The 22,672-nt window shown below is 42.5% G+C and carries 21 protein-coding genes; 12 read left to right on the top strand and 9 right to left on the bottom strand.

Annotation, left to right across the window (positions count from 1 at the left end; genetic code table 11):
- The 5 genes from atpA to dut all read left to right on the top strand — a co-directional run bounded on the left by atpA (position 1) and on the right by dut (position 5,130).
- A complete protein-coding gene (atpA, locus tag G4D82_RS11300; protein WP_166337393.1) occupies positions 1-1,578 on the top strand; it encodes a F0F1 ATP synthase subunit alpha in 1,578 nt (525 codons plus the stop codon).
- A 75-nt stretch (positions 1,579-1,653) separates the two neighbouring features.
- On the top strand, positions 1,654-2,517 hold the full coding sequence (atpG, locus tag G4D82_RS11305) for an ATP synthase F1 subunit gamma (protein ID WP_166337394.1): 864 nt from the start codon (positions 1,654-1,656) through the stop codon (positions 2,515-2,517).
- Positions 2,518-2,591: 74 nt separating this feature from the next.
- A complete protein-coding gene (locus tag G4D82_RS11310; protein ID WP_207788165.1) occupies positions 2,592-3,029 on the top strand; it encodes a GNAT family N-acetyltransferase in 438 nt (145 codons plus the stop codon).
- Positions 3,030-3,089: 60 nt separating this feature from the next.
- Positions 3,090-4,550, top strand: coding sequence for a lipopolysaccharide biosynthesis protein (locus G4D82_RS11315; protein ID WP_166337395.1), 1,461 nt, complete (start codon positions 3,090-3,092; stop codon positions 4,548-4,550).
- Positions 4,551-4,695: 145 nt separating this feature from the next.
- Positions 4,696-5,130: a dUTP diphosphatase gene (dut, locus tag G4D82_RS11320; RefSeq protein ID WP_166337396.1), complete on the top strand. Its 435-nt coding sequence runs from the start codon at positions 4,696-4,698 to the stop codon at positions 5,128-5,130.
- A gap of 103 nt (positions 5,131-5,233) precedes the next feature.
- On the opposite strand, the gene mfd is transcribed toward dut, so the two are convergent.
- Both mfd and G4D82_RS11330 read right to left on the bottom strand, forming a co-directional pair.
- On the bottom strand, positions 5,234-8,545 hold the full coding sequence (gene mfd / locus G4D82_RS11325; protein ID WP_166337478.1) for a transcription-repair coupling factor: 3,312 nt from the start codon (positions 8,543-8,545) through the stop codon (positions 5,234-5,236).
- Between the two features lie 72 nt (positions 8,546-8,617).
- On the bottom strand, positions 8,618-9,184 hold the full coding sequence (locus G4D82_RS11330) for a hypothetical protein (RefSeq protein ID WP_166337397.1): 567 nt from the start codon (positions 9,182-9,184) through the stop codon (positions 8,618-8,620).
- A gap of 155 nt (positions 9,185-9,339) precedes the next feature.
- Here G4D82_RS11330 and G4D82_RS11335 point away from each other — a divergent pair, with 155 nt between their 5' ends.
- Positions 9,340-10,284, top strand: a complete 945-nt coding sequence (locus G4D82_RS11335) for an L-threonine 3-dehydrogenase (protein ID WP_166337398.1) — start codon at positions 9,340-9,342, stop codon at positions 10,282-10,284.
- A gap of 3 nt (positions 10,285-10,287) precedes the next feature.
- On the opposite strand, the gene G4D82_RS11340 is transcribed toward G4D82_RS11335, so the two are convergent.
- Positions 10,288-10,797, bottom strand: a complete 510-nt coding sequence (locus G4D82_RS11340; protein ID WP_166337399.1) for a nuclear transport factor 2 family protein — start codon at positions 10,795-10,797, stop codon at positions 10,288-10,290.
- A 114-nt stretch (positions 10,798-10,911) separates the two neighbouring features.
- Here G4D82_RS11340 and G4D82_RS11345 point away from each other — a divergent pair, with 114 nt between their 5' ends.
- Complete coding sequence (locus tag G4D82_RS11345; protein ID WP_166337400.1) at positions 10,912-12,486, top strand: L,D-transpeptidase family protein; 1,575 nt, start codon at positions 10,912-10,914, stop codon at positions 12,484-12,486.
- 42 nt (positions 12,487-12,528) lie between these two features.
- Complete coding sequence (locus tag G4D82_RS11350) at positions 12,529-13,059, top strand: porin family protein (RefSeq protein ID WP_166337401.1); 531 nt, start codon at positions 12,529-12,531, stop codon at positions 13,057-13,059.
- A gap of 27 nt (positions 13,060-13,086) precedes the next feature.
- Here the strand turns inward: G4D82_RS11350 and G4D82_RS11355 are convergent, their stop codons facing one another.
- The 4 genes from G4D82_RS11355 to G4D82_RS11370 form a co-directional block, all read right to left on the bottom strand.
- On the bottom strand, positions 13,087-13,782 hold the full coding sequence (locus G4D82_RS11355) for an alpha/beta fold hydrolase (RefSeq protein WP_166337402.1): 696 nt from the start codon (positions 13,780-13,782) through the stop codon (positions 13,087-13,089).
- 74 nt (positions 13,783-13,856) lie between these two features.
- Positions 13,857-16,046 (bottom strand): M12 family metallo-peptidase, encoded by a 2,190-nt coding sequence (locus tag G4D82_RS11360; protein WP_166337403.1) that lies wholly within the window; start codon positions 16,044-16,046, stop codon positions 13,857-13,859.
- A 67-nt stretch (positions 16,047-16,113) separates the two neighbouring features.
- Complete coding sequence (locus G4D82_RS11365) at positions 16,114-16,473, bottom strand: YraN family protein (RefSeq protein ID WP_166337404.1); 360 nt, start codon at positions 16,471-16,473, stop codon at positions 16,114-16,116.
- A 7-nt stretch (positions 16,474-16,480) separates the two neighbouring features.
- Complete coding sequence (locus G4D82_RS11370) at positions 16,481-17,458, bottom strand: S66 peptidase family protein (protein WP_317167569.1); 978 nt, start codon at positions 17,456-17,458, stop codon at positions 16,481-16,483.
- 254 nt (positions 17,459-17,712) lie between these two features.
- Between G4D82_RS11370 and metG the strand changes: the two genes are divergently transcribed.
- From metG to G4D82_RS11385, 3 genes are all read left to right on the top strand, one after another.
- On the top strand, positions 17,713-19,767 hold the full coding sequence (gene metG, locus G4D82_RS11375; RefSeq protein ID WP_166337405.1) for a methionine--tRNA ligase: 2,055 nt from the start codon (positions 17,713-17,715) through the stop codon (positions 19,765-19,767).
- Between the two features lie 55 nt (positions 19,768-19,822).
- Entirely contained in the window at positions 19,823-20,338 is a 516-nt protein-coding gene (locus G4D82_RS11380) for a ferritin (RefSeq protein ID WP_166337406.1), read from the top strand.
- 217 nt (positions 20,339-20,555) lie between these two features.
- Positions 20,556-21,239 (top strand): HAD family hydrolase, encoded by a 684-nt coding sequence (locus G4D82_RS11385; RefSeq protein WP_166337480.1) that lies wholly within the window; start codon positions 20,556-20,558, stop codon positions 21,237-21,239.
- Here G4D82_RS11385 and G4D82_RS11390 read toward each other — a convergent pair.
- Both G4D82_RS11390 and G4D82_RS11395 read right to left on the bottom strand, forming a co-directional pair.
- Positions 21,236-21,700 (bottom strand): HRDC domain-containing protein, encoded by a 465-nt coding sequence (locus G4D82_RS11390; protein WP_166337407.1) that lies wholly within the window; start codon positions 21,698-21,700, stop codon positions 21,236-21,238. The genes G4D82_RS11385 and G4D82_RS11390 overlap by 4 nt on opposite strands.
- A 12-nt stretch (positions 21,701-21,712) precedes the next feature.
- Positions 21,713-22,039 (bottom strand): single-stranded DNA-binding protein, encoded by a 327-nt coding sequence (locus tag G4D82_RS11395; RefSeq protein ID WP_166337408.1) that lies wholly within the window; start codon positions 22,037-22,039, stop codon positions 21,713-21,715.
- 267 nt (positions 22,040-22,306) lie between these two features.
- Here G4D82_RS11395 and G4D82_RS11400 point away from each other — a divergent pair, with 267 nt between their 5' ends.
- Positions 22,307-22,654, top strand: coding sequence for a hypothetical protein (locus tag G4D82_RS11400; RefSeq protein WP_166337409.1), 348 nt, complete (start codon positions 22,307-22,309; stop codon positions 22,652-22,654).
- Positions 22,655-22,672 lie beyond the last annotated feature (18 nt).

Consider the following 22,672-nt stretch of genomic DNA (forward strand, 5'->3'; position numbering starts at 1 on the left):
ATGGCGGAAATTAAACCTGCTGAAATTTCAGCAATTTTGAAGAAACAAGTAGAAGGATTCGAATCCGGAGCTACATTAGAAGAAATAGGAACCGTACTTCAGGTCGGTGACGGTATCGCGCGTATCTACGGATTATCGAACGCCCAGTACGGTGAGTTGGTTCAATTCGAAAGCGGTCTTGAAGGGATTGTTTTGAACCTAGAGGAAGACAATGTTGGGGTCGTACTTTTAGGCCCTTCTACAGGAATCAAAGAAGGTTCAACAGCCAAAAGAACACAGCGCATCGCCTCGCTTAAAGTAGGTGAACAAATGGTAGGCCGTGTAGTAAATACATTAGGTCAACCCATCGATGGTAAAGGACCAATCGGTGGAGATTTGTACGAAATGCCACTCGAGAGAAAAGCGCCGGGAGTTATCTTCCGTCAGCCGGTAACTGAACCATTGCAAACCGGTGTAAAAGCCGTTGACGCGATGATTCCTGTAGGCCGTGGACAACGTGAGCTTGTAATCGGTGACCGTCAGACTGGTAAATCAACAGTTTGTTTGGATACCATCCTGAACCAAAAAGAATTTTACGACGCAGGGCAACCGGTATTTTGTATCTACGTAGCGATTGGGCAAAAAGCTTCAACGGTTGCGGGAATTGCCAAAATGCTCGAGGAAAGAGGCGCGATGGCTTACACAGTAATCGTGGCGGCTAATGCATCAGACCCTGCGCCAATGCAGGTATACGCTCCAATGGCAGGGGCTGCGATCGGAGAATATTTCCGTGATACAGGTCGTCCAGCCTTGATTGTTTATGATGATTTGTCTAAACAAGCGGTCGCTTACCGTGAGGTGTCGCTTCTACTTAGAAGACCACCAGGACGTGAAGCTTACCCCGGAGACGTTTTCTACTTGCACAGCCGTTTGTTAGAGCGCGCTTGTAAAGTAATCAACAACGACGAGATTGCCAAGAACATGAACGACTTGCCAGAAGTGTTGAAGCCGATGGTAAAAGGAGGCGGTTCTTTGACTGCATTGCCAATTATCGAAACCCAAGCGGGTGACGTTTCTGCCTATATCCCAACCAACGTAATTTCGATTACTGACGGACAGATTTTCTTGGAGTCTGACTTGTTCAACTCAGGGGTTCGTCCGGCAATCAACGTAGGTATTTCGGTATCTCGTGTTGGAGGTAACGCTCAGATCAAATCGATGAAGAAAGTATCAGGTACATTAAAGCTGGATCAAGCACAATTCCGCGAATTGGAAGCGTTTGCGAAATTCGGATCCGACCTTGACGCCGTTACTTTGAACGTAATCGAAAAAGGAAAGAGAAACGTGGAAATCCTCAAGCAAGGTTTGAACGAGCCTTTCAAAGTAGAAGACCAAGTAGCGATTATCTACGCCGGTTCTAAAAACTTGCTTAGAAATGTGCCTGTAAACAAAGTCAAAGAATTCGAGAAGGATTTCTTGGAATACATGAACAACAAGCACAAAGACACACTTAACGCTTTGAAAGCTGGTAAACTCGATGACAGCATTACTGACGTAATCGAAAGCGCGGCTAAAGAAATTTCAGCAAAGTATAACTAATTTTAGTTGATGGTTGTTGGTTGATGGTTGTTAGAAAGTGCCATCAACCAACAACTGATAACCAACAACCATACTATGGCAAACTTAAAGGAAATCCGTAACAGAATTACCTCAGTTTCATCGACGATGCAAATCACCTCGGCGATGAAAATGGTGTCTGCAGCGAAGCTCAAAAAAGCACAGGACGCCATCACAGCGATGCGACCTTATGCCGAAAAATTGACCGAATTGTTGCAGAATCTTTCCGCGACTTTGGACGGAGATGTGGGCGGAGAATTCACCACCCAGCGTCCGGTGAATCGGGTTCTGGTGGTCATGATTACCTCAAACCGCGGTTTGGCAGGCGCATTCAATTCGAACATCATCAAAGAAGCCCGTAACTTGGCAGATAATGTTTACGCCGGAAAACAAGTCGATTTTATCACCATTGGTAAAAAAGGAAACGATGCCATCCGAAAAACCAACACGGTAGTTTCGAACCACAACGGGATTTTCGACAACCTGACTTTTGAGAATTCAGCCGAGATTGCCGAGGAATTGATTCACCTTTTTGTAACCGGTAAATTCGACAAAATCGTTTTGGTCTACAACCAATTCAAGAATGCTGCGACACAAATTGTGAAAACGGAGCAGTTCTTGCCTTTGGCACCGGTGGCAGCAGAGCAAACTTCAAACGGGGCGGATTACATTTTCGAACCATCGAAAGAAGAAATCGTACTCACACTGATTCCAAAATCGTTGAAGACGCAATTGTACAAAGCAATCCGCGATTCATTTGCTTCAGAACACGGAGCGCGTATGACAGCAATGCACAAAGCAACCGACAACGCCACCGAGCTTAGAAACCAGTTGAAACTGACTTATAACAAAGCGCGTCAGGCAGCCATTACCAATGAAATCCTAGAGATTGTTGGTGGAGCCGAGGCCTTGAACGGTTAATCGAATACAGAAATAAAATAAAGAGCCGGTATTTCGCCGGCTTTTTTATTGGTTATATTTAGACAAAAATCAAGATGGAAATTAAAGAACTCACATCAATTGAAGAAATGCTAGAGCAATTGCAGCTGTTGCAGTTTTTGTATCCGGAGCTCACTCACGAAAAATACAAAAGCTACCTTGAGCAGATGCTGCCACACCGTTATACACAAATTGTTGTTTCAAGAGGGAAACAAAGGATAGGCCTTACCGGCTGTTGGTCGGGCACCAAACTCTGGACTGGTCCGTATCTGGAAATCGACAATTTCATCGTGCATCCCGAGCACCGTCGAAAAGGAGTCGGAAAAATGCTCACCGATTATGTTCAACAGAAAGCGCTCCATAGCGGCTGCGTTGCCATCGTTCTGGACGCGTTCACACAAAACTTCAAGGCGCACCGATTCTATTACAATGAAGGTTTCAGCCCGAAAGGATTCCATTTCGTCAAGGTCCTCGATAAAGAACGGCTTACCTAAGGCACTTCCAAGCAAACAAATCCCTATTTTTGTTTCGATCAATTCAAAAAAGCAGACTACTTGAGCCTTTACAAAAACCTTTTCAAACAAACCGCGATTTACGGGCTGGCAACAGTATTCCCGCGGATGATTAGTTTTTTTCTCGTACCGCTCTACACCGAAATGCTGCCCAAGGAAGAATACGGAAAAGTCACCGTGATTTTCTCGTACATGATTTTCTTCAATGTGATCTTGGCGTATGGTATGGAGACGGCGTTCTTCCGCTTCTACAACAAAGAAAGCGACAAGCAGAACGTGGTCCAGACGGCGATGGTTTCTATTTTCTTCTCGACGATATTGTTTCTGATTCCTGCCTTGCTTTTCAGGCAAACTTTAGCTGATTATTCCGAAATCGATTTGCAGTATGTCAACTATACGATTTGGATTCTCGCGCTCGATGCGTTGGTGGTCATTCCGTTCTCGAAACTGCGCGCCAACCAACGACCGATGCGGTATGCGCTGATCAAAATGGGCAACGTGACGGTTAATTTGTTGCTGAACCTGTTCTTCTTGATTGGCCTGCCGAAACTGGCGCAACCCGGAAATTTTCTTAGTACGATCTATTTCGAGGATTTTCAGATCGGCTATATTTTCCTCTCGAATATTATCTCCAGCTTCTTAACTTTTGTGGTGCTTTGCCCGGATTATTTCAAGGTGAAATGGAAACTGGATTTTGCACTCTGGAAACGCATGATGCGCTACGGATTACCCATTCTGGTGGCCGGGATTGCGTTTGCGATCAACGAACAATTCGATAAAATTTTATTAGGCAAACTTTTGCCCGACAGCATCGCCGATTCGGAAGTCGGGATTTATTCGGCCTGCTACAAACTCGGGCTGTTCATGGTGTTGTTCCGCACGGCTTATACACTTGGCATCGAGCCGTTTTTTTTCAGCCATGCCGATAAGGAAAACGCCACGCAAACTTACGCCACGGTCACCAAATATTTTGTCATTTTCGGCTCGTTCATCATGCTCGGCGTCATCGTCTTTGCCGATCTGTTCAAAATGCTCATGATCCGCGACAGCTCCTATTGGGAAGCCATGAAAGTCGTCCCGCTAATCATTTTGGCCAATTTCTTTTTGGGCATTTACACCAATTTGTCGGTATGGTACAAACTCATCGATAAAACCCATATCGGCGCCATCATTTCGATTATTGGAGCAGCGGTAACTTTAGCTCTAAATTTCATTTTAATTCCTAAATACAGTTACACCGGTTCGGCCATCGCGACCATTGCGGCATACGGAAGCATGATGCTCATTTCGTATTTCATGGGCCAGAAAGCCTTTCCGATTCCGTACGATATGAAAAAAATCGGCGGTTATTTGGGCTTGTCGATCGCGTTTTCGGTCGTTTCGTTCTATTATTTCCGCGAGAATTATTTTGTCGGCGTGGCGCTGCTGCTCGTCTTTTTATATTTCATCTATCACAACGAAAAAGATACGCTGCTCAGGATTTTGAACCGTAAGAAAAATTAGAAGCTGTTTCCGGCTATCCGCTCTATCTTTTCATCCTGAAAGCGTTCAGCATGAAAAGGATGCCGCTGCTATCCGGGCTAGGACTATTCGTTCACCAACACAAACTCAGGCACTAAGGCACTTTTAAACTCAGGCACTCAAAAAAATGAAAATCAACATCATCAACCAATCTTCGCACGCGCTGCCCAACTACGAAACCATCGCCTCAGCCGGCATGGATTTGCGTGCCAACCTTACCGAATCCATCACCTTGAATCCGCTTGAAAGGGCCATCGTCAAAACCGGATTGTTCATCGAACTTCCGATCGGTTATGAAGCCCAAGTGCGCCCCAGAAGCGGGCTGGCGGCCAAAAAAGGAATCACCGTACTGAATTCTCCCGGAACCGTAGATGCCGATTACCGTGGCGAAATCGGAGTAATCTTAGTCAACCTTTCCAACGAACCTTTTGTGGTGGAAAATGGCGAACGCATCGCCCAACTCGTTATAGCAAAACACGAGCGCGCCGAATGGGTAGAAGTAGAAACTTTGTCTGAAACCTCGCGTGGTGCCGGTGGCTTTGGAAGTACAGGAGTGAAGTAGTTCTTAAACTGTCGATTTCGATGAACTTTGCGTCTCTGCGCCGTTGCTAGAAAACCTTTTTTATAATCTCGCAAAGGCGCAAAGGCGCAAAAAGCAAGGGTATTTATTCTTCCATCAACTCCAAAAGCTCCAAAGCCTTCCGAATGGATTTTACGTGCTCGAAAGTTAATAGCAACCGCAAACCGTTAGGGGTTTGTTTTTCTTTCATGCGGCACAGTTGCGAATGTTTCTGCACAAATTGCAACACCTTGTGGAATTGTGCCGAAGTATAATAATCACTCTGTTGGTCTGAGACGAAATATCCAATCATTTTGTCTTGTTTCATCACGAGTTTTTCAATGCCGACCTTTGAGGCAATCCATTTGATCTTGATGCTGTTCAGAAGCGAAACTGCCGGCTTAGGCAATGGCCCGAAACGGTCGATGAGTTTGGTTTCATATGCTTTGAGCTCGTCTTCGGTTTTAATCAAACTGAGCTCGTTATACAAATTCAAACGCTCCGAAATATTGTTAATGTATTCGTCGGGGAACAACAATTCAAAATCGGTGTCGATCTGTAAATCCTTGACGTATTCTTTTTCAGGCATATCTTCCGATTCATACAGATCTTTGAACTCGTTTTCTTTAAGTTCTTCGATCGCTTCGTTCATGATTTTCTGATACGTTTCAAAGCCAATCTCATTAATAAAACCGCTTTGTTCTCCGCCGAGTAAATCCCCGGCGCCGCGAATCTCCAAATCCTTCATCGCGATATTGAACCCGCTGCCGAGTTCGCTGTATTGTTCCAAAGCCTGAATTCGTTTGCGCGCATCGTCGGTCATCATCGAATACGGCGGGCAGATGAAATAACAGAACGCCTTTTTGTTACTTCTACCAACACGGCCGCGCATTTGATGCAGATCCGAAAGTCCGAAATTGTTCGCATTGTTGATGAAAATCGTGTTCGCATTGGGTACGTCCAAACCACTTTCGATAATTGTAGTAGCTACTAAAACATCGAATTCACCGTTCATAAAGGCGAGCATCAGTTCTTCGAGTTTGGCGCCTTCCATCTGTCCGTGGCCGATTCCGACGCGTGCATCCGGAACCAATCTTTGGATCATGCCGGCAACTTCCTTGATATTCTCAATTCGGTTGTTGATAAAGAAAACTTGTCCGTTGCGTTGTATCTCGTAAGAAATCGCGTCGCGGATTAACTCTTCGCTAAAAGCCACGACATTGCTTTCAATCGGGTAACGGTTTGGCGGCGGCGTGGTAATGACCGATAAATCCCGCGCAGCCATCAGCGAAAACTGTAAAGTCCTCGGAATCGGCGTCGCGGTTAAAGTCAAAGTATCCACATTGGCGGCAATGGTTTTGAGCTTGTCTTTCACGTTCACGCCAAATTTCTGTTCTTCGTCTACGATAAGCAATCCCAAATCTTTGAAAGCTACATTTTTGTTCACAAGTTGGTGCGTTCCGATGATGATATCGAGTTTGCCCTCGGCCAAATCCTTGAGTGTCTCGCTTTTTTGCTTGGCGGTCCTGAATCGGTTCAAATAGCTAATGGTGACTGGCATATCTTTTAAACGCTCGGTAAAAGTGCGAAAATGTTGATAAGCCAGAATCGTCGTCGGCACTAAAACAGCCACTTGTTTTCCATTATCGACAGCTTTAAACGCCGCTCGGATAGCTACTTCTGTTTTTCCAAATCCGACATCGCCGCAAACCAAACGGTCCATCGGGCGGTCGCTTTCCATATCGGTTTTGACTTCTTGCGTCGCTTTGACCTGATCGGGCGTGTCTTCGTAAATGAAGGAACTTTCCAACTCCGCTTGCAAATAACTGTCGGGCGCATAACGGTAACCTTTCTCCAATCGACGTTTTGCGTAGAGTTGGATGAGATTGAAGGCAATATGTTTGACGCGTGCTTTGGTTTTTTGCTTTAACGCTTTCCAAGCTCCGGAACCCAGTTTGTAGATTTTTGGTGGCGCGCCGTCTTTGCCGTTGTACTTCGAGATTTTGTGCAACGAATGGATGCTCACATACACAATGTCGTTATCGGCGTATACGAGTTTGATGGCTTCTTGTGTCTTGCCTTCGACCTGAATTTTCTGCAAACCGCCAAACTTCCCGATCCCGTGGTCAATGTGCGTCACATAATCCCCGACCGATAAAGTATTGAGTTCCTTGAGCGTGATGGTCTGCTTTTTCGAGTAGCCGTTCTTGATGCTGAACTTGTGATAACGTTCAAAAATCTGGTGGTCGGTATAGCAGGCAATTTGGTTTTCTTCATCGATAAAACCTTGATACAGCGGAAATACTACAGTGTGATATTGCTTACGGATGCTTTCGTGGTTGGCCTGGTCGAGACTTTCAAAAATGTCGTGGAAACGTTTTTCCTGCGCGCTGCTGCTGCAAAACAAATAATTCTTATAGCCGTTGAAATGGTTATCGCTCAGGTTGTTGAGCAACAAATCGAATTGTTTGTTAAACGACGGTTGAGGCCGCAGGTGAAATTCGAAAGCTTTGTCTGTTTTAAAAGTCGGGCGGGAACTGAGTTCTGCTACGGTGAAATTCAGTGTTTTTTTCAATAATTCCTCGCGTTGCAAGAAGATTTTCTCTGGTGCAACGTGACCGATGGTAGCATTGAGGTTCCGGAAAATATCGGTGGCTTTCTCAAACAATTTGTCAATCTTAGACAGCAGTAACTCGGTATCCTGAATAAAAACGACTGTGTTTTGCGGGATGTATTCCAGAAAACTCTCGCGGTGCTCTTGAAAAAATTTGTTCTCGACATTTGGAATGATGGCGATTTTTTTCTGCTTCTCGATGGAAAGTTGGGTTTCCACATCGAAACTTCTGATGCTATCTACTTCATTGCCAAAAAACTCGATGCGGTACGGATTGTCGTTCGAGAATGAAAACACGTCGATAATCCCGCCACGCACCGAAAACTCGCCGGGTTCGGTAATGAAATCCACGCGCTTGAATTCGTATTCGAACAAAACTTCATTAATAAACTCAATCGAAATCTGATCGCCCACGGCCACTTTGAGCGTATTCTTGTCGAGTTCTTTTTTGGTAACGACTTTTTCGAACAAAGCCTCCGGATAAGTCACAATCAGAGCGGGCTTTTGACGCGAATTGATGCGGTTGAGCACCTCGGCACGCAAGAGCACATTGGCGTTGTCGGTTTCTTCAATCTGATACGGGCGGCGGTAAGAACCGGGATAAAACAGCACGTCTTGTTCGCCAACGAGGCGTTCGAGGTCGTTTAAAAAATACGCGGCTTCTTCCTTGTCGTTTAAAATCAGTAGAAAAGGCAGCCCGCTATTTTTGAAAAGCGATTGCACCACAAAAGACAATGCTGATCCGATAAGACCACTGAGCTGTATTTTTTGCCCATGACTTTGCAGGCTACTGCCAATTTGCATGACTTTAGCAGCATTATCGTAGCGTTGAATAAGTGGATTTTGGCTCAAACAAAAAGAATTAGCAGATTGGGTTTAATTGGCAATAGCGCGCGTGGTATCGAGCATTCGAATCATATCGGATTCGCCTTCTTCCATCGGAATTTGGTTCTTGCGCACAATTTCGTCGAGTTGGCGATAAAGCGACACCATTTCCTGATCAACCTCGGCCACTAGCGAAATGATTTTTTGTTCAGGAATCGCATCGAGATGAATATACAAATTGATTGAATTGACCTTGGTCAGCAAAGCAGTGATACGACTTTTGACTTGAGGCTTATCGAAAGTAGGTGGAATATTTTGGTATAAAGCCAACGCTTTTTTCGAAAGGTCTTTGGATTTTTTTTGGAAGGCTCCGATGGAACTTTTTGGGGTTTGCAGCAGTTCGTCATTGAATTCGCGAAGTTCTTTCCAATTTTGCACCAAGGCTTGCGTTTGCGGACTCATCGACGGACGCGTAAAACGCCAACCTTTGCTGATTTTGGTAAAAATGAGCGCTTTGGCCTGAGCGTCTTTTCGTTGTAAAGCCATTTGTTGCTCGTCGTTTTTCTGACACGAGAACAAGACTAATGATAACAACAAAGCAAAAAAAGATTTAATCATAGCAATATAGCGTTGGGCGACAAAGTTACAAAGGTAGGTCGAAAGTTGAAAGGCATCGGCAGTTTAACATCAAATTTGATTTTACGCCAAAACCACCTACAATTACTACTGCTTTGGCTGGTTTTTGTATCTTTATCCGCACAAACAACAGCACAATGAATCCTAAAATCCTGATTATCGGCGCCTGCGGTCAAATTGGTACCGAACTCACTCACAAGCTCAGAGCCATTTACGGCACTGAAAACGTCATCGCCTCAGACATCCGAAAAATGAATACCGATGTGGTGCATTCTGGTCCGTTCGAAGTCGTGAATGCACTTGATTTCAACCAAATTGAACATCTGGTCGAAGTACACCAAATCACCGATGTATATTTAATGGCGGCTTTACTATCTGCCACCGCTGAGAAGAATCCGGCGTTTGCTTGGGATTTGAACATGAATTCGCTTTTTCACGTACTGAACTTGGCCAAAGCAAAAAAGATCAAAAAGATTTTTTGGCCTTCGAGCATTGCCGTTTTCGGCCCCACAACGCCAAAGGAAAATACGCCGCAATACACTATTATGGAGCCTTCAACAGTATATGGCATCAGCAAGCAAGCCGGTGAAAGATGGTGCGAATATTACCACCATATTTTTGGGGTCGATGTGCGCAGTATCCGTTATCCGGGCCTAATCAGTTGGAGTACGCCGCCCGGCGGAGGCACCACAGATTATGCTGTCGACATTTACCACAAAGCTTTAGAGCAAAGCAAGTACGAGTGTTTTCTATCGGCAGAAACTAAAATGCCGATGATGTACATGGATGATGCGATTCGCGCTACGATTCAAATCATGCAAGCCGATGCGGAAAAAATTAAAATCCATTCGTCGTATAATTTGGCTGCGATGAGTTTTACCCCAACGCAAATTGCTACGGAAATCAAAAAACATATTCCTGATTTCGAGATTACTTATCAGCCCGATTTTCGCCAGCAAATAGCAGACAGTTGGCCCGCCAGTATTGACGATACCTCGGCCCGCGAAGATTGGGGCTGGAAACACGAGTTTGACCTCGGCTCGATGACCCAAGACATGTTATTGCATTTACGCGAACAATAACACTTATTTCTCTTTTTTGAGTTTTTGAATTAAAGCCTCTTCAATCGGAGCTTTAATTTTTATTACTGCATTAGTGTTGTCATTCGGGATGGTCATCGACAAGACATAATGCTGGATTTTCCATTCTTTTCCCAGTTTGACCAAAACGCCCGAGCCACGACAAACTTTCATCCAAGTATCGAGCAATTCATCGAACCATGCGGTTTGGTGGTCGGCGCTGAAATAAACATGACGTTCAATAGGCTTGAAATCCCAAGCTTTACCTTTGTTGAAGTAAGGCTTAGCGAAGGCTTCGAACGCTTTTTTGTTCCAGTTTTCGCTAGCGTCGGTTCCGATGAAAATGGCGTCATCACTCATAGCGCCGAAGTAATTTTGAGCATTGCCTTGGGCTGCGGCTTGATGCCATTGGTTCAGTACAGCATCAATTTGGGCTTTGTCTTCGGTCTGACTTCTTGCATTAAAAAAACAACAGAGCGTTAGTAGTGTGAAAATCGAACATAAAAAATTTTTCATAATGTGGGTTTTTCAGATTCCATAAATGTAACTAAATTTTAAAAAGTTTTCTTTAAATTCTCATAGTGAAGTTATTTGGGTTTGTGTACTTTTATATCGCTAAAAACGGCGTATATGAAAAAGTTGAGGTGGCTGATTTTACTCTTGTTCGGACTGTCCCTATTGGTGGTAGCCTGTAAAAAAGACCACAATGCAGAAGCTGCTTCGGAGAATGAAGTCTCAACCGAGGATAACCAAACCGGTTTCAATCAAGCCACAATTACCAAGTTCTTTAAGCAATACCCAGATTTTAAAAAATATGAATCGCGACTTTTGACCTTATACCAGAAGAAAGCTTGGAAGCCGATTTGGTATGAAAACAACCAACTCAATCAACTCGCGGGCTTGCTTCAAGGCAAAGTGCATTCCATTGAAGAAGAAGGTATTCTGCCGCCGGTGCCTTACCAGAAAGCGTTTGATGCGGTTTTGGATCAAAAGGTTACCCCAGCACCCAACCCTGTAAATGATTTTCTGATTTCGGCCATGTATTTTTATTATACCGATAAGGTTTTTCACGGATTTGATGTCAAAACACGGCAATCATTGGGCTGGTATTTACCGCGAAAGACCAACTCTTATATTGATTATCTGGATTCTTTAAAGGCCAATCCCAAAAGGTTAGAACATGACGATCAAGAAATGTTTGTGCAGTATTATCGGTTGAAATCAGCCTTGCAACGTTATCGGGAAATGGAAAAAAAATCCGATTGGGACAGCATTCCCTTCGATCTAAAAATGAAGCCGCTGGTAGTAGGAGATACCTCGGATATTATCCCCAAAATCAGAAAACGCCTTTTCGCTTTGGAAAACAAGAGCACCGATTCAGACAGTAAAGTCTATGACCCTAAAATGGCCCAAGCCGTTGTAAAATATAAAAGCAGTCTCGGACTGGTGCCGTCAAAGAAAATTTCGGCTATCATGCTCGCCGCACTTAACGTTCCAATTTCCGAAAAAATCAAAACCATCATTCTAAATATGGAACGCTGCCGCTGGATTCCGAGTGATATTACCCGAGCCGAGCAGTATATCGTCATCAACATTCCTTCCTACCAACTCACTTATATCAAGAAAGGCGAACCGGTTTTACAATCTAATGTTGTGGTGGGAAAAGTCATGAATCCAACCGTGATTTTTTCAGGCGAGATGAAGTATATTGTTTTCAGCCCGTATTGGAATGTGCCTAGAAGTATCGTCGAAAAAGAAATCAAACCGGCTTTAGAGAAGAATCAAAATTACCTCCAAGAACACAATATGGAACGTGTCAACGGAAGAATTCGTCAAAAACCCGGGCCGAATAATTCTCTGGGGTTGGTGAAATTTCTTTTTCCGAATCCGAATAATATTTATCTTCACGACTCACCAGCCAAAAGCTTGTTTGAACGTTCTCGTCGCGCTTTTAGTCATGGTTGCGTCCGCGTTCAAAAACCACTCGAACTCGCACAAACGATTCTAGAAGACGATGAGAAATGGACACCTGAAAAAGTCGATTCGATCATGCATGGCGGAAAAGAAACTTGGTATACACTCAAGCAAAAAATTCCTGTTTACATTGGTTATTTGACCACATGGGTTGATGATGCTGGAGAAATTCATTTTTATGATGACATATACAAACGCGACAGGCCACTAGCCAATAAGCTTTTCAAATAAAACAACACTTATTATTAATAACAATCACTAAAATTACAAACTATGAAAATTCTTAAAATTGCTATTCTATCACTAGGTTTAGTAGCGCTAACGCCTTCAGTTCACGCTCAGAAAATAGGAGTTCGCGCCGGTATTAATTACGCGAATGTTTCTGGCGAAGCTGATACCGAGGCCCTCACCGGATTCTATGCCGGACTATTCAAAGAAGTTACGCTGGTTCCCGAATTGTTTTTCTTGCAGCCTGAAGTGCAATATTCGATGCAAGGTTTCAAGTTTGAAGACACCAATTATACGATAGGCTATGTGAATGTGCCTGTGGTGGGAAAAGTTTATCTGGCCAAAATCATCAGTTTTGAAGCTGGACCACAAGTGGGTTTCAAAGTCAGCGATAATTTTCCTGAAGGTTCACCAGATTTGAAAACCGTCGATATGGGAATTGCCGGCGGTATTGGACTCAACTTCCCTTTTGGTCTTTCGATTAACGCACGTTATATCCAGGGATTTACCGATATTCAAGAAGAGGTAGAAGGTAAAAACCAAGTCTTACAGCTCGGAGCAGCCTTCAAATTTTAAAACTGATTTTCAAAGATTTTTAGCGTATCAAGAAGGCTGTTCATTAAAGTATTGGCTGATTTGATACGCTATTTTTTGGGTATCAATACGGTCTATCGGATGTGGTGTATTGGGCAAGACCAGCAATTGAGAATGGTTTAATCCGCGAAAAATCTGGGCAGTTTCTTCCAGACTGACCATCATATCTTTGTCTCCAACTGCTAGGAGTGTCTCGGTTTGAATGGTTCGCAAATCCTCTTGTTTCAAAGGTGGAAGATTTCCCAAAGCAAGCATCATAGCGGCGGTTTTCTCAAGTAGTCTTTCCCATTTTTTGCCGTGCAAAGACTCCAGATAAGCGGCATACTTTGGCACTTTGTCTTTAATGATTTCAGGGCGTAACATTTTCGATTCTTGTGCTGCACTTTCTAGATTCCAATCCCATTTGGTAGCCAGAATAAATAGTTTTTCAACTTTTTCCGGATGATGTTTCGCGAGATATAGTCCGACATAACCGCCCATGCTGTATCCAAAAACAGCTGTTTTTTCTAGTTGGTGTTGCTGCATAAAGTCCAAAACTTGTCTTGCAAAGCCTTCAATTGTAAAGGGCTTATCTACTATTTCGGAATCTCCATGACCATAAAAATCCAAACTATACAATTCAAAATCAACAGAAAGTATTTTCTTTAATGAGTCGAATTGACGCTGTGAACCCAGTGCTCCGTGAAGCAAAAGAAGTTTCTTCATAATCAACGAGTTGAGTGAGTTGATAAAAAAAGCCACCCTGAATAGGAGTGGCAATTTTTATAAGACCAATGCGATTAATTCATTTTTAGAATTTTAAAATTCGCTTCTTTAGTATTGAATTTGAGTTTAAAGAAATAAGTTCCTGTCGCAAAAGCAGCCAAATCAACCTTGGTTTGGAATGCATCTGTTTTTTGTTGTAACAACAAACGGCCTTCTAGGTTGTAAACCAATACTTCAGAAAGCAAAGTTCGCGAAGTAATATTCACGGCTCCGTTAGTCGGATTAGGCGAATAAGTGTAATCAATATTGGGTTCAAAAGCGGTATTGGATAATGAAGTTTCGCAAGCCACATTGGCTACATAACCCGGTGCCACCACACCGCCATCAGAGTAGAATTTTAGGGTTAACGAACCATCTGAAGCGCTTGAAACGAAAGGCCCAGGAATCGAATTCCCAGTAAAGCCACCGGCACTCAAATCGGGTGCGCTGGTTGAATTTCCATCGTACACATATAGGTAGTCGTAATCTTGTTCTAAATCAAAAGCGGTAAAAGTGAGCTTGATTTTTTTGTTGGGCAGATTCGGAATAATGGTTCTTATGTAGGTTTCAGAATCGGTATAATCATCGCTAACGCCGCCAGTATCCGTAATTTCAATCCCGTTGCAATAACTCGTGCCAGTAACAATAATGGTTTGTTCGTTCGGAGCCTGTAAGCCAAAGCCACAAATCGGTCGCACTCTTACTACATAATAAGTGTTGGGCGACAACCCGTTGGCAGTGTATGAATTGGTGCTGGCATTCTCCCAAGTGATATTCTCATCCCCAAATGGAGTAACTGCCACTTGCCAAGATGTAGCACCAGCTAAATCAGTCCAAGAAATGGTTGCCGAACTATTGCTGGTTGTGGCAGCGGTAATGTTGGCTACAGTATTAATACAAGTGTTGATACAATCGGTACTCAGACAACTTCCGCCATTCACTTCAGATAAAATCCGAGCAGCGGGTTGCGGACCAAAACCATTGGCGAGGTTGATTCCTACACCGCCCACCAAGTGACAATAGCTCATGATGGTTCCTTTTACAGAAGAATCGGGAATCGGTCCGATGTCGCAATTGCCTTCAAAGTAACCTTCTTGCTGACCGCAGCCGTCAATGGCAGTATTATCACCATTCCAGTGACAGCCATGCGTATGCGGCGAACCCAGCAAATGACCAAATTCATGTGTGATGACCATGATAGTCCAAGAAAAAGTAGGAACTGTACTGTAACTGAAATTCACATCCGAATAGCTAAAATTGTCTTGGGTGCAAATACCATTAATACCAACAGCAACACCACCTAGTCCGCCCGGGTCAATGCCCAGGAGTTGCCCTAGATCGCCATCGAAAACAGGACGCAATTCGTTGAACTTGTAGAGGTAATCAGAAGAGCTAGCACTGTCGTCAAATGCTTGTGAATAAGGGTCTTCAGTAGTCCAGATGTACATTGATTTTAGCGCTGTAGTAATACCATCGTTGTTGTAAAGTGTCTGTACATTATTAAAAACTGAAGTCATCCAGTTGCTTGTAGTTGTGGTATTGCTGTTGTTGGCTTGGTACAAATCGTAATCAATCTCGAAGTACATCGTCACACATTTAGTACTTGTTGGAGCCGCCATATTTCTATAGTCGCGCGGTGTCTCTTCAGCAGCTGTTTTTACTTTACATTCGAAGTGATTCGCGCTTTTCAAATCGGTATCAGAATACACAATATAGTCGGTGGTGTTTTGGGCTTTATCGAGTTTGGCCACTACGATATTATTTAAAGTTTGACTGGAGAGCACCCCATTGAATTCCTCTTTAAAAAAATTAAAGCTAACAATAGAATTCAAATCGCCTTTAATGATGCCTCGGTAATAAATTCCTTTCTCGTAGTTTAAATTTTTGGCTTGATCGCTATCAATATGGAAACCATCAGCAAAAATGTTCACTTGATACAGTTGTGCCGTTAAGGTTTGCCCTAAATAAGGAATTTCTATTTCAATGTGCTGGTCTTTTCTGGCAAACAAAGTCGATAATGACAGGTTGTTAATTTTTGCGAAAGTAGCTTGTGTCACCCCTTTTTGGGTGTCGTTGTTTTCAATACCGCTGTTTGGTGTTAACAAACTGTATTTTTTGAAACTAGTTTGCTGTGCCACCATTTCATTCACTTTTTTTGCTACTGATTTTTGACCGAAACTATTCAGTCCTAACAATAGCATAGCAACAAAGATTATTTTTTTCATGGAATAAAGTTTTGCAATTTTTGACCAAATATAATTATTAATCAAAACCAAAGGGCAAAACCACGGATTAAAAATGCAGAAAAGCGTCTTCTAAATGCTCTAAAATGAATTGGTTATCTTCTTTGTGAATGCCGATGATGTCAAATCGCACTTCAACATCGAGACTGTTTTGCTCTACATATTGATTGACTGCTTTTACCAGCAATTGAATTTTTTTGGGCTTGACGAAATCTTGAGGCAATCCGAAATCGGTATTAGTCCGCGTTTTGACCTCAATAATGGCGAGCGTATTTTCCTTTTGGGCAATGATGTCGATTTCAGCCTTATTGAAAAACCAATTCGTTTCCAAAATTTTATAGCCGTTTTTTTGCAGGAAGTCGATGGCCAACCCTTCGCCGAGTTGACCGAGTTCGTTGTGAGTTGCCATCAGATTTCTATTCGAACTTTACTGTCGAACCTTGCTCGTTTACTTCGATATTTACGGTTTTACCTAGAATCATCGCGCGGTTGTCTTTGATATGGCCCGCTGGGAAATTATAAATAATCGGGAATTTGTAATCTTTAAGTACGTCTTGAATAATCTCGAGCGCATCTTTTCCCCAAGGGATTTCGTTGTCGTTCATGCTGGTCATACCGCCAATAATTACAGCTTTAACCCCCTCGAAATAGCCGTTGCGTTTGAGGTTCATCATCATACGGTCGATATGATACAAATATTCGTCAAGGTCTTCGATGAATAGAATTTTGTCTTTATAATTGATTTCCGATTTTGAGCCCATAATACTGTAAAGCACAGATAAATTCCCGCCGACGATTTCACCTTTTGCCTTACCCTTTTTATTGAACGGATGAGCCGGCATTTGGTATTGCAGTTTTTCGCCGAACAAAGCCTTGCGCAAAGATTCAATCACTTGTGGTTGCGCTGTGCCTGCATTGAGCGCCATAAACGAGTGTATGGTTTCGATGTTCATGTTGTTGAGGTGGCTGTGCAAGACCGTTACATCGCTAAAACCAGCAATCCATTTTGGTTTCTTTTGAAATTGGGTAAAGTCAATGCGGTCGATGATTCTCACCGTGCCGTAACCTCCCTTGGCTGCCCAAATCGCCTTAATTTTAGGATTGTCTATCATTTCCTGAAAGTCAGTAGCACGCAGCCAATCAGCTCCGGCGAGTTGGTGGTCTTCTTTGCCGATGGTTTTGCCGATTTCCACATGCAAACCCCAGCTTTGTAGCAGTTTGATGGCCGGTTGCAATGAAGCCAAATCGACTTTTCTGGCGGTGGCCAAGATGCCGACGGTATCGCCTTTTTGTAAAAATTCAGGAGTAATCATTTTGCGTTGTGCTAGTAAATTATTGAAAAAGAAAAGCCAGAACATTACAGAAAACAGCAGGCTTATCTTGGTTTTTTTCATAGGGTTGAACGGTATCATTAGCGCAAATATAGAATAAAATTGAACTGAAAAACCAGCGCATAGCCCTGATGGCAGCGGCATCTTTTTTACGGCTTTTTCTGCCGGAAAAAAATACAGCGTACAGCAGGTTCCCGGCTTCTGATAAAAAGCATCGAACTCTCAATTTGATTACTTATTTTTGCAGCGAAAATTGCCCGCAAAGCCACAAGATTCATAAGATCTATGCCGTCTTTGCGGATAAACGAAACCATTTTATGTTACAAAACCCGAAACGATATACGATTACTGCAGCATTGCCTTACACCAACGGACCAATTCATATTGGGCATTTGGCCGGCGTTTACGTGCCTTCAGACATTTATGCGCGCTACTTGCGTTTGCAAGGAAAAGATGTTGCATTTGTTTGCGGCAGCGACGAACACGGCGTAGCGATTTCAATGAAGGCCAAAAAAGAAGGCATTACTCCGCAAGAAGTCATCGACAAATACAACGGCATCATTCGCCTATCTTTCGAGGATTTTGGAATTTCGTTTGACAATTATTCGCGCACTTCGGCCGAGATTCATCACCAAACGGCCTCCGCTTTTTTTAAAAAATTATACGACGAGGGCAAATTCACCGAAGAAGTGACCCAACAACTTTACGACGCCAAAGCAGACCAGTTCTTGGCAGACCGTTTTGTAACTGGAACTTGCCCCAAATGTGGTAACGAGGAAGCATATGGCGATCAGTGTGAACGTTGCGGTTCTACTTTAAATGCTACGGATTTAATCAACCCAAAGTCGACCATTACAGGAGAAACTCCGATCTTAAAGTCAACAAAGCATTGGTTTTTACCCTTAGACCAATATTCGGATTTTCTCAAGGAATGGATTTTAGTGGGACACAAGAACGACTGGAAGCCGAACGTTTACGGACAAGTAAAATCATGGATTGATACTGGACTCGAGCCGCGCGCGGTTACTCGAGACTTAGATTGGGGCATCGATGTTCCGGTTGCTGGGGCAGAAGGTAAAAAACTCTACGTTTGGTTTGACGCTCCGATTGGTTATATTTCTTCTACCAAGGAATGGGCTGCTAAAGTGGGCAAAGATTGGGAGCCGTACTGGAAAAGTCAAGACACCAAGTTGGTGCATTTCATTGGCAAAGACAATATTGTTTTTCACTGCGTTATTTTTCCAGCGATGCTTAAGGCAGAAGGAAGTTATATTCTTCCTGAGAATGTTCCGGCCAACGAGTTTTTGAATCTCGAGGGCAACAAACTATCAACGTCTAAAAATTGGGCAGTTTGGTTGCACGAATACCTTGAAGATTTTCCGAATCAACAAGATGTTCTGCGTTACGCGCTTACAGCAAATGCTCCAGAAACCAAAGACAATGATTTTACCTGGAGAGATTTTCAAGCCAGAAACAATAACGAATTGGCAGCCATTTTCGGAAACTTCATCAATAGAGTAGTGGTTTTGACCAACAAATATTATGACGGTATTGTTCCGGAGCCCGGAATGTTTTCTCAAGTTGATTTGCAAACTTTAGAAGAACTCAAAGCTTATCCAGCTGTGATTTCTAGTTCCATAGAGCGCTATCGTTTTCGGGAAGCTCAGGGCGAATTGATGAATGTGGCCCGCTTGGGCAACAAGTATCTGGCTGATGAAGAACCATGGAAAATGATTAAGACTGATCCGGCCCGAGTGCAAACCCAAATGTTTGTAGCACTTCAAGTAGCGGCTGCCTTGCGCGTTTTGAGCGAACCGTTCCTGCCTTTTACCGCCAAGAAACTCAACTCGATATTGAACCAGCAGGGCAACAGTTGGAGTTCGGTCCAGTTGGGAGAAACCTTGATTGTACCGGGTCATCGAATCGGACAAGCGGAGATTTTATTTGTTCAAATTGACGACGAGCAAATTCAGAAACAAATAGACAAATTACAAGCTACTAAAGCACTGAATCAATCTGAAAACAAAAAAATGGAACCACAAAAAGAGCCGGTACAATTTGAAGATTTCGCCAAAATTGATTTGCGCGTAGGAACGATCCTCGAAGCCGAGAAAATGCCCAAAGCAAATAAACTTTTAGTCTTAAAAGTAGACACGGGAATCGACGTGAGAACTATAGTTTCCGGGATAGCCGAAAGTTTTACTCCGGAAGAAATTATAGGAAAGAAAGTTACCGTATTGGCCAACCTTGCCCCCAGAACTTTGCGAGGCATAGAAAGCCAAGGCATGATTTTAATGACGACTAACGCCGAAGGTAAATTGGTTTTTGTCAATCCGGACGCAGAAGTCCCTGATGGCGAAACAATCAATTAACGAAACCCCTTGAGACAAAACCAAATTTTTGTAATTTTATCAAAAACAAGAAAAGATGTTATCAAAAAATATTGAAACCGCATTAAATAAGCAAATTCGAATTGAAGCAGAATCTTCACAAGTATACCTTTCTATGGCTTGTTGGGCTGAGGTTCAGGGGCTTGAGGGCGTGGCGCAATTCATGTACCGCCAATCTGACGAAGAGCGAATGCACATGCTCAAACTAATCAAATATGTCAACGAACGTGGAGGTCATGCAAGTATCACAGATCTTAAAGCTCCCAAAGCGGTATTTGGTACTTTCAAGGAAATGTTTACTGAATTGTACCAACATGAACTTTTTGTATCCAACTCTATCAATGAGTTAGTGCATGTGGCTTTCGATGAAAAAGACTATGCCACACACAACTTTTTGCAATGGTATGTAGCGGAGCAAATCGAGGAAGAAGCCCAAGCCAAAACCATTTTGGATAAAATCAATCTGATTGGTGATGACAAAGGCGGCTTATACCTTTTTGATCGTGACATCCAGCAGATTACTGTAACCAGTTCGGTTGGTATTAATAAATAAGTCAAAAACTTTGAGCAGTAAGGAAAAACATAAAGCCAAAGAAAAGCACGAAAAGCGATTAATTAAGTTGCACAAAATGGCCGATAACTGTAAGTCAGAATGTTGCGATAAATATAAAAAGAGCGAGAAAAAGCGTTGCAAGCGCTGCCCGATGTTCGATCTGCTCAAGAAATACAAAAAAATGACTTCCTGTTAAAAATTGTTCTCGATGAAAAACATGAAACTGAAGGTTGTCGCATTTGATGCCGACGATACCTTATTTGTAAATGAACCTTATTTTCAGGAAACCGAACATAAATTCTGCGCTTTGATGAGTGATTATTTATCGCATCAAGGATTGTCACAGGAATTGTTCAAAACCGAGATTGCAAATCTAGACCTATACGGTTACGGAATCAAAGGCTACATTCTATCGATGATTGAAGCGGCTTTAAAGATTTCAAACAATACAATCTCCATTGAAATCGTCGAGAAAATTATTGCCCTTGGAAAAGAACTGCTGCAAAAACCGATTGAATTACTTGACGGAGTTGAAGACACGCTCAAAGCCTTACAAGGGAAATACAAATTAGTCGTTGCTACCAAAGGCGATTTGAAAGACCAACAGAGTAAATTACACCGCAGCGGATTAGGGCCTTACTTTCACCACATTGAAGTGATGGCCGACAAACAAGAAATTAACTATCAGAAATTACTCAAGCGTCTGGAGATTGAACCCGAAGAATTTTTCATGATTGGAAACTCGCTGAAATCAGATGTTTTGCCCGTTTTGGCCATTGGCGGTTATGCGGTACATATTCCGTTTCACACTACTTGGGAACACGAAAAAGTTAGTCACAAAGTAGAACATAAGAACTTCCAGACACTTGAGAAAATTACCGATGTGTTGAAGTTGCTCTAGCTGCTAACAATCATTTTTTTCTTATTTCTTTTTCTTGGTTTGGTATGAAATAGTGATAGGATTTCTTCCCCGAATTTTTCTGTTTTTACTGCTCCAAAACCTCTGATTGTTCTGAGTTCATCAATGTTTTTAGGTTTTCTTGAAGCAATGTGCATCAACTCGGTATTACTACAAATCAGGTATTGCTTTAAATTCAACTCGGTTGCTTTATGGCTTCTCCAGTTTTTTAAAGCCTGATAAGTTTCTTTTTCGTTTTCATCCAAAAAAACTTCTCCAACAGGAACTTTTCTCTCATTGGGTTCGAAATAAATCAGTACTGACCAGTAATCTTTGGTTGCGGTGCTTACAAAATTTGAAGAGGTCAATTTAACAGAAACAGTATCTAGAAAAGCATTCAGATTTTTGAGGTCTGATTCCAAATGCTGTTTATCTAAGCGGATATTGCAGACTTTGATGCCCATGACAAAAACAGTTTAGAGCAGTACCAATTCAGATACAATAATTTCAGTCACAAACCGCTTATCACCGTTTTTGTCCTCGTAGCTGCGGTATCTGAGTTTACCTTGGACGGCAATTTCTTTACCTTTTGACACATATTTTTCAATTAAATCAGCGGTTTTACCCCAAGCAGATACATGGTGCCATTGGGTTTCTTCTACTTTGTCACCCTTGTCATTCTTATAGACATCGTTAGTGGCGATAGACAATTGTGCTAATTTTTTCTCTCCTTCAAAAGTTTTGATTTCAGGATCTTGGCCTACATGACCAATAAGTTGTACTTGGTTTTTTAGTGAATTCATGGCGTTTAAAAAAATTAATGGTGTAAAAAAAGTTGTGAGTTTTGAACTCATGCTGCAAAGTTGCAGAAACATTAGTTAATTAACCGGTAGTTAAACGTTTAATTTCGTTTGTAAGTGATTGTAAGAATTTGTAAATGCAAATTAATTCCTATATTTGGTTGGCTTTAAAAGTTATACAATTAGGGTTTAACCTTACTTGGTCTGTTATGAACTAAAGCCAATCGATTTATATATTCAAGCCATAATACTATTTTAAAACTCGAAGCCATGAAAACCTGTTTAGAATGTGATGAGAAAATCATCGGTCGTGAAGACAAAAAATTTTGTAGCGATGGATGTCGGAACAGCTACAACAACAAAATCAATAAAGACCAGAATAATTTAATGCGCGCCATCAACAGCAAATTGCGCAAAAATTATCGGGTTTTGTCCGAGCTCAACCCCAAAAGCAAGCGGAAAACCACTAGAGGAAGATTACTCAACAAAGGATTTGAATTCGGATTCTTTACCAATCTGATGCAAACCAAGGCAGGTAATACCTACTATTTTGTGTACAATCAAGGGTATTTACAATTAGAGAACGACACCTTTATGCTGGTCAAGAAAAACCAATAACCCCAGAAACTTAACCCA

It is taken from the genome of Flavobacterium lotistagni (genome assembly GCF_011392125.1).
In the GTDB taxonomy this organism is placed as follows: Bacteria; Bacteroidota; Bacteroidia; order Flavobacteriales; family Flavobacteriaceae; genus Flavobacterium; species Flavobacterium lotistagni.

Excerpts from the sequence above, each read along its gene's own strand:
- atpA (WP_166337393.1), top strand. The coding sequence starts at position 1 with ATGGCGGAAATTAAACCTGCTGAAATTTCAGCAATTTTGAAGAAACAA.
- atpG (WP_166337394.1), top strand. The coding sequence starts at position 1,654 with ATGGCAAACTTAAAGGAAATCCGTAACAGAATTACCTCAGTTTCATCG.
- G4D82_RS11310 (WP_207788165.1), top strand. The coding sequence starts at position 2,592 with ATGGAAATTAAAGAACTCACATCAATTGAAGAAATGCTAGAGCAATTG.
- dut (WP_166337396.1), top strand. The coding sequence starts at position 4,696 with ATGAAAATCAACATCATCAACCAATCTTCGCACGCGCTGCCCAACTAC.
- mfd (WP_166337478.1), bottom strand. The coding sequence starts at position 8,545 with ATGCAAATTGGCAGTAGCCTGCAAAGTCATGGGCAAAAAATACAGCTC.
- G4D82_RS11330 (WP_166337397.1), bottom strand. The coding sequence starts at position 9,184 with ATGATTAAATCTTTTTTTGCTTTGTTGTTATCATTAGTCTTGTTCTCG.
- G4D82_RS11335 (WP_166337398.1), top strand. The coding sequence starts at position 9,340 with ATGAATCCTAAAATCCTGATTATCGGCGCCTGCGGTCAAATTGGTACC.
- G4D82_RS11340 (WP_166337399.1), bottom strand. The coding sequence starts at position 10,797 with ATGAAAAATTTTTTATGTTCGATTTTCACACTACTAACGCTCTGTTGT.
- G4D82_RS11345 (WP_166337400.1), top strand. The coding sequence starts at position 10,912 with ATGAAAAAGTTGAGGTGGCTGATTTTACTCTTGTTCGGACTGTCCCTA.
- G4D82_RS11350 (WP_166337401.1), top strand. The coding sequence starts at position 12,529 with ATGAAAATTCTTAAAATTGCTATTCTATCACTAGGTTTAGTAGCGCTA.
- G4D82_RS11355 (WP_166337402.1), bottom strand. The coding sequence starts at position 13,782 with ATGAAGAAACTTCTTTTGCTTCACGGAGCACTGGGTTCACAGCGTCAA.
- G4D82_RS11360 (WP_166337403.1), bottom strand. The coding sequence starts at position 16,046 with ATGAAAAAAATAATCTTTGTTGCTATGCTATTGTTAGGACTGAATAGT.
- G4D82_RS11365 (WP_166337404.1), bottom strand. The coding sequence starts at position 16,473 with ATGGCAACTCACAACGAACTCGGTCAACTCGGCGAAGGGTTGGCCATC.
- G4D82_RS11370 (WP_317167569.1), bottom strand. The coding sequence starts at position 17,458 with ATGAAAAAAACCAAGATAAGCCTGCTGTTTTCTGTAATGTTCTGGCTT.
- metG (WP_166337405.1), top strand. The coding sequence starts at position 17,713 with ATGTTACAAAACCCGAAACGATATACGATTACTGCAGCATTGCCTTAC.
- G4D82_RS11380 (WP_166337406.1), top strand. The coding sequence starts at position 19,823 with ATGTTATCAAAAAATATTGAAACCGCATTAAATAAGCAAATTCGAATT.
- G4D82_RS11385 (WP_166337480.1), top strand. The coding sequence starts at position 20,556 with ATGAAACTGAAGGTTGTCGCATTTGATGCCGACGATACCTTATTTGTA.
- G4D82_RS11390 (WP_166337407.1), bottom strand. The coding sequence starts at position 21,700 with ATGGGCATCAAAGTCTGCAATATCCGCTTAGATAAACAGCATTTGGAA.
- G4D82_RS11395 (WP_166337408.1), bottom strand. The coding sequence starts at position 22,039 with ATGAATTCACTAAAAAACCAAGTACAACTTATTGGTCATGTAGGCCAA.
- G4D82_RS11400 (WP_166337409.1), top strand. The coding sequence starts at position 22,307 with ATGAAAACCTGTTTAGAATGTGATGAGAAAATCATCGGTCGTGAAGAC.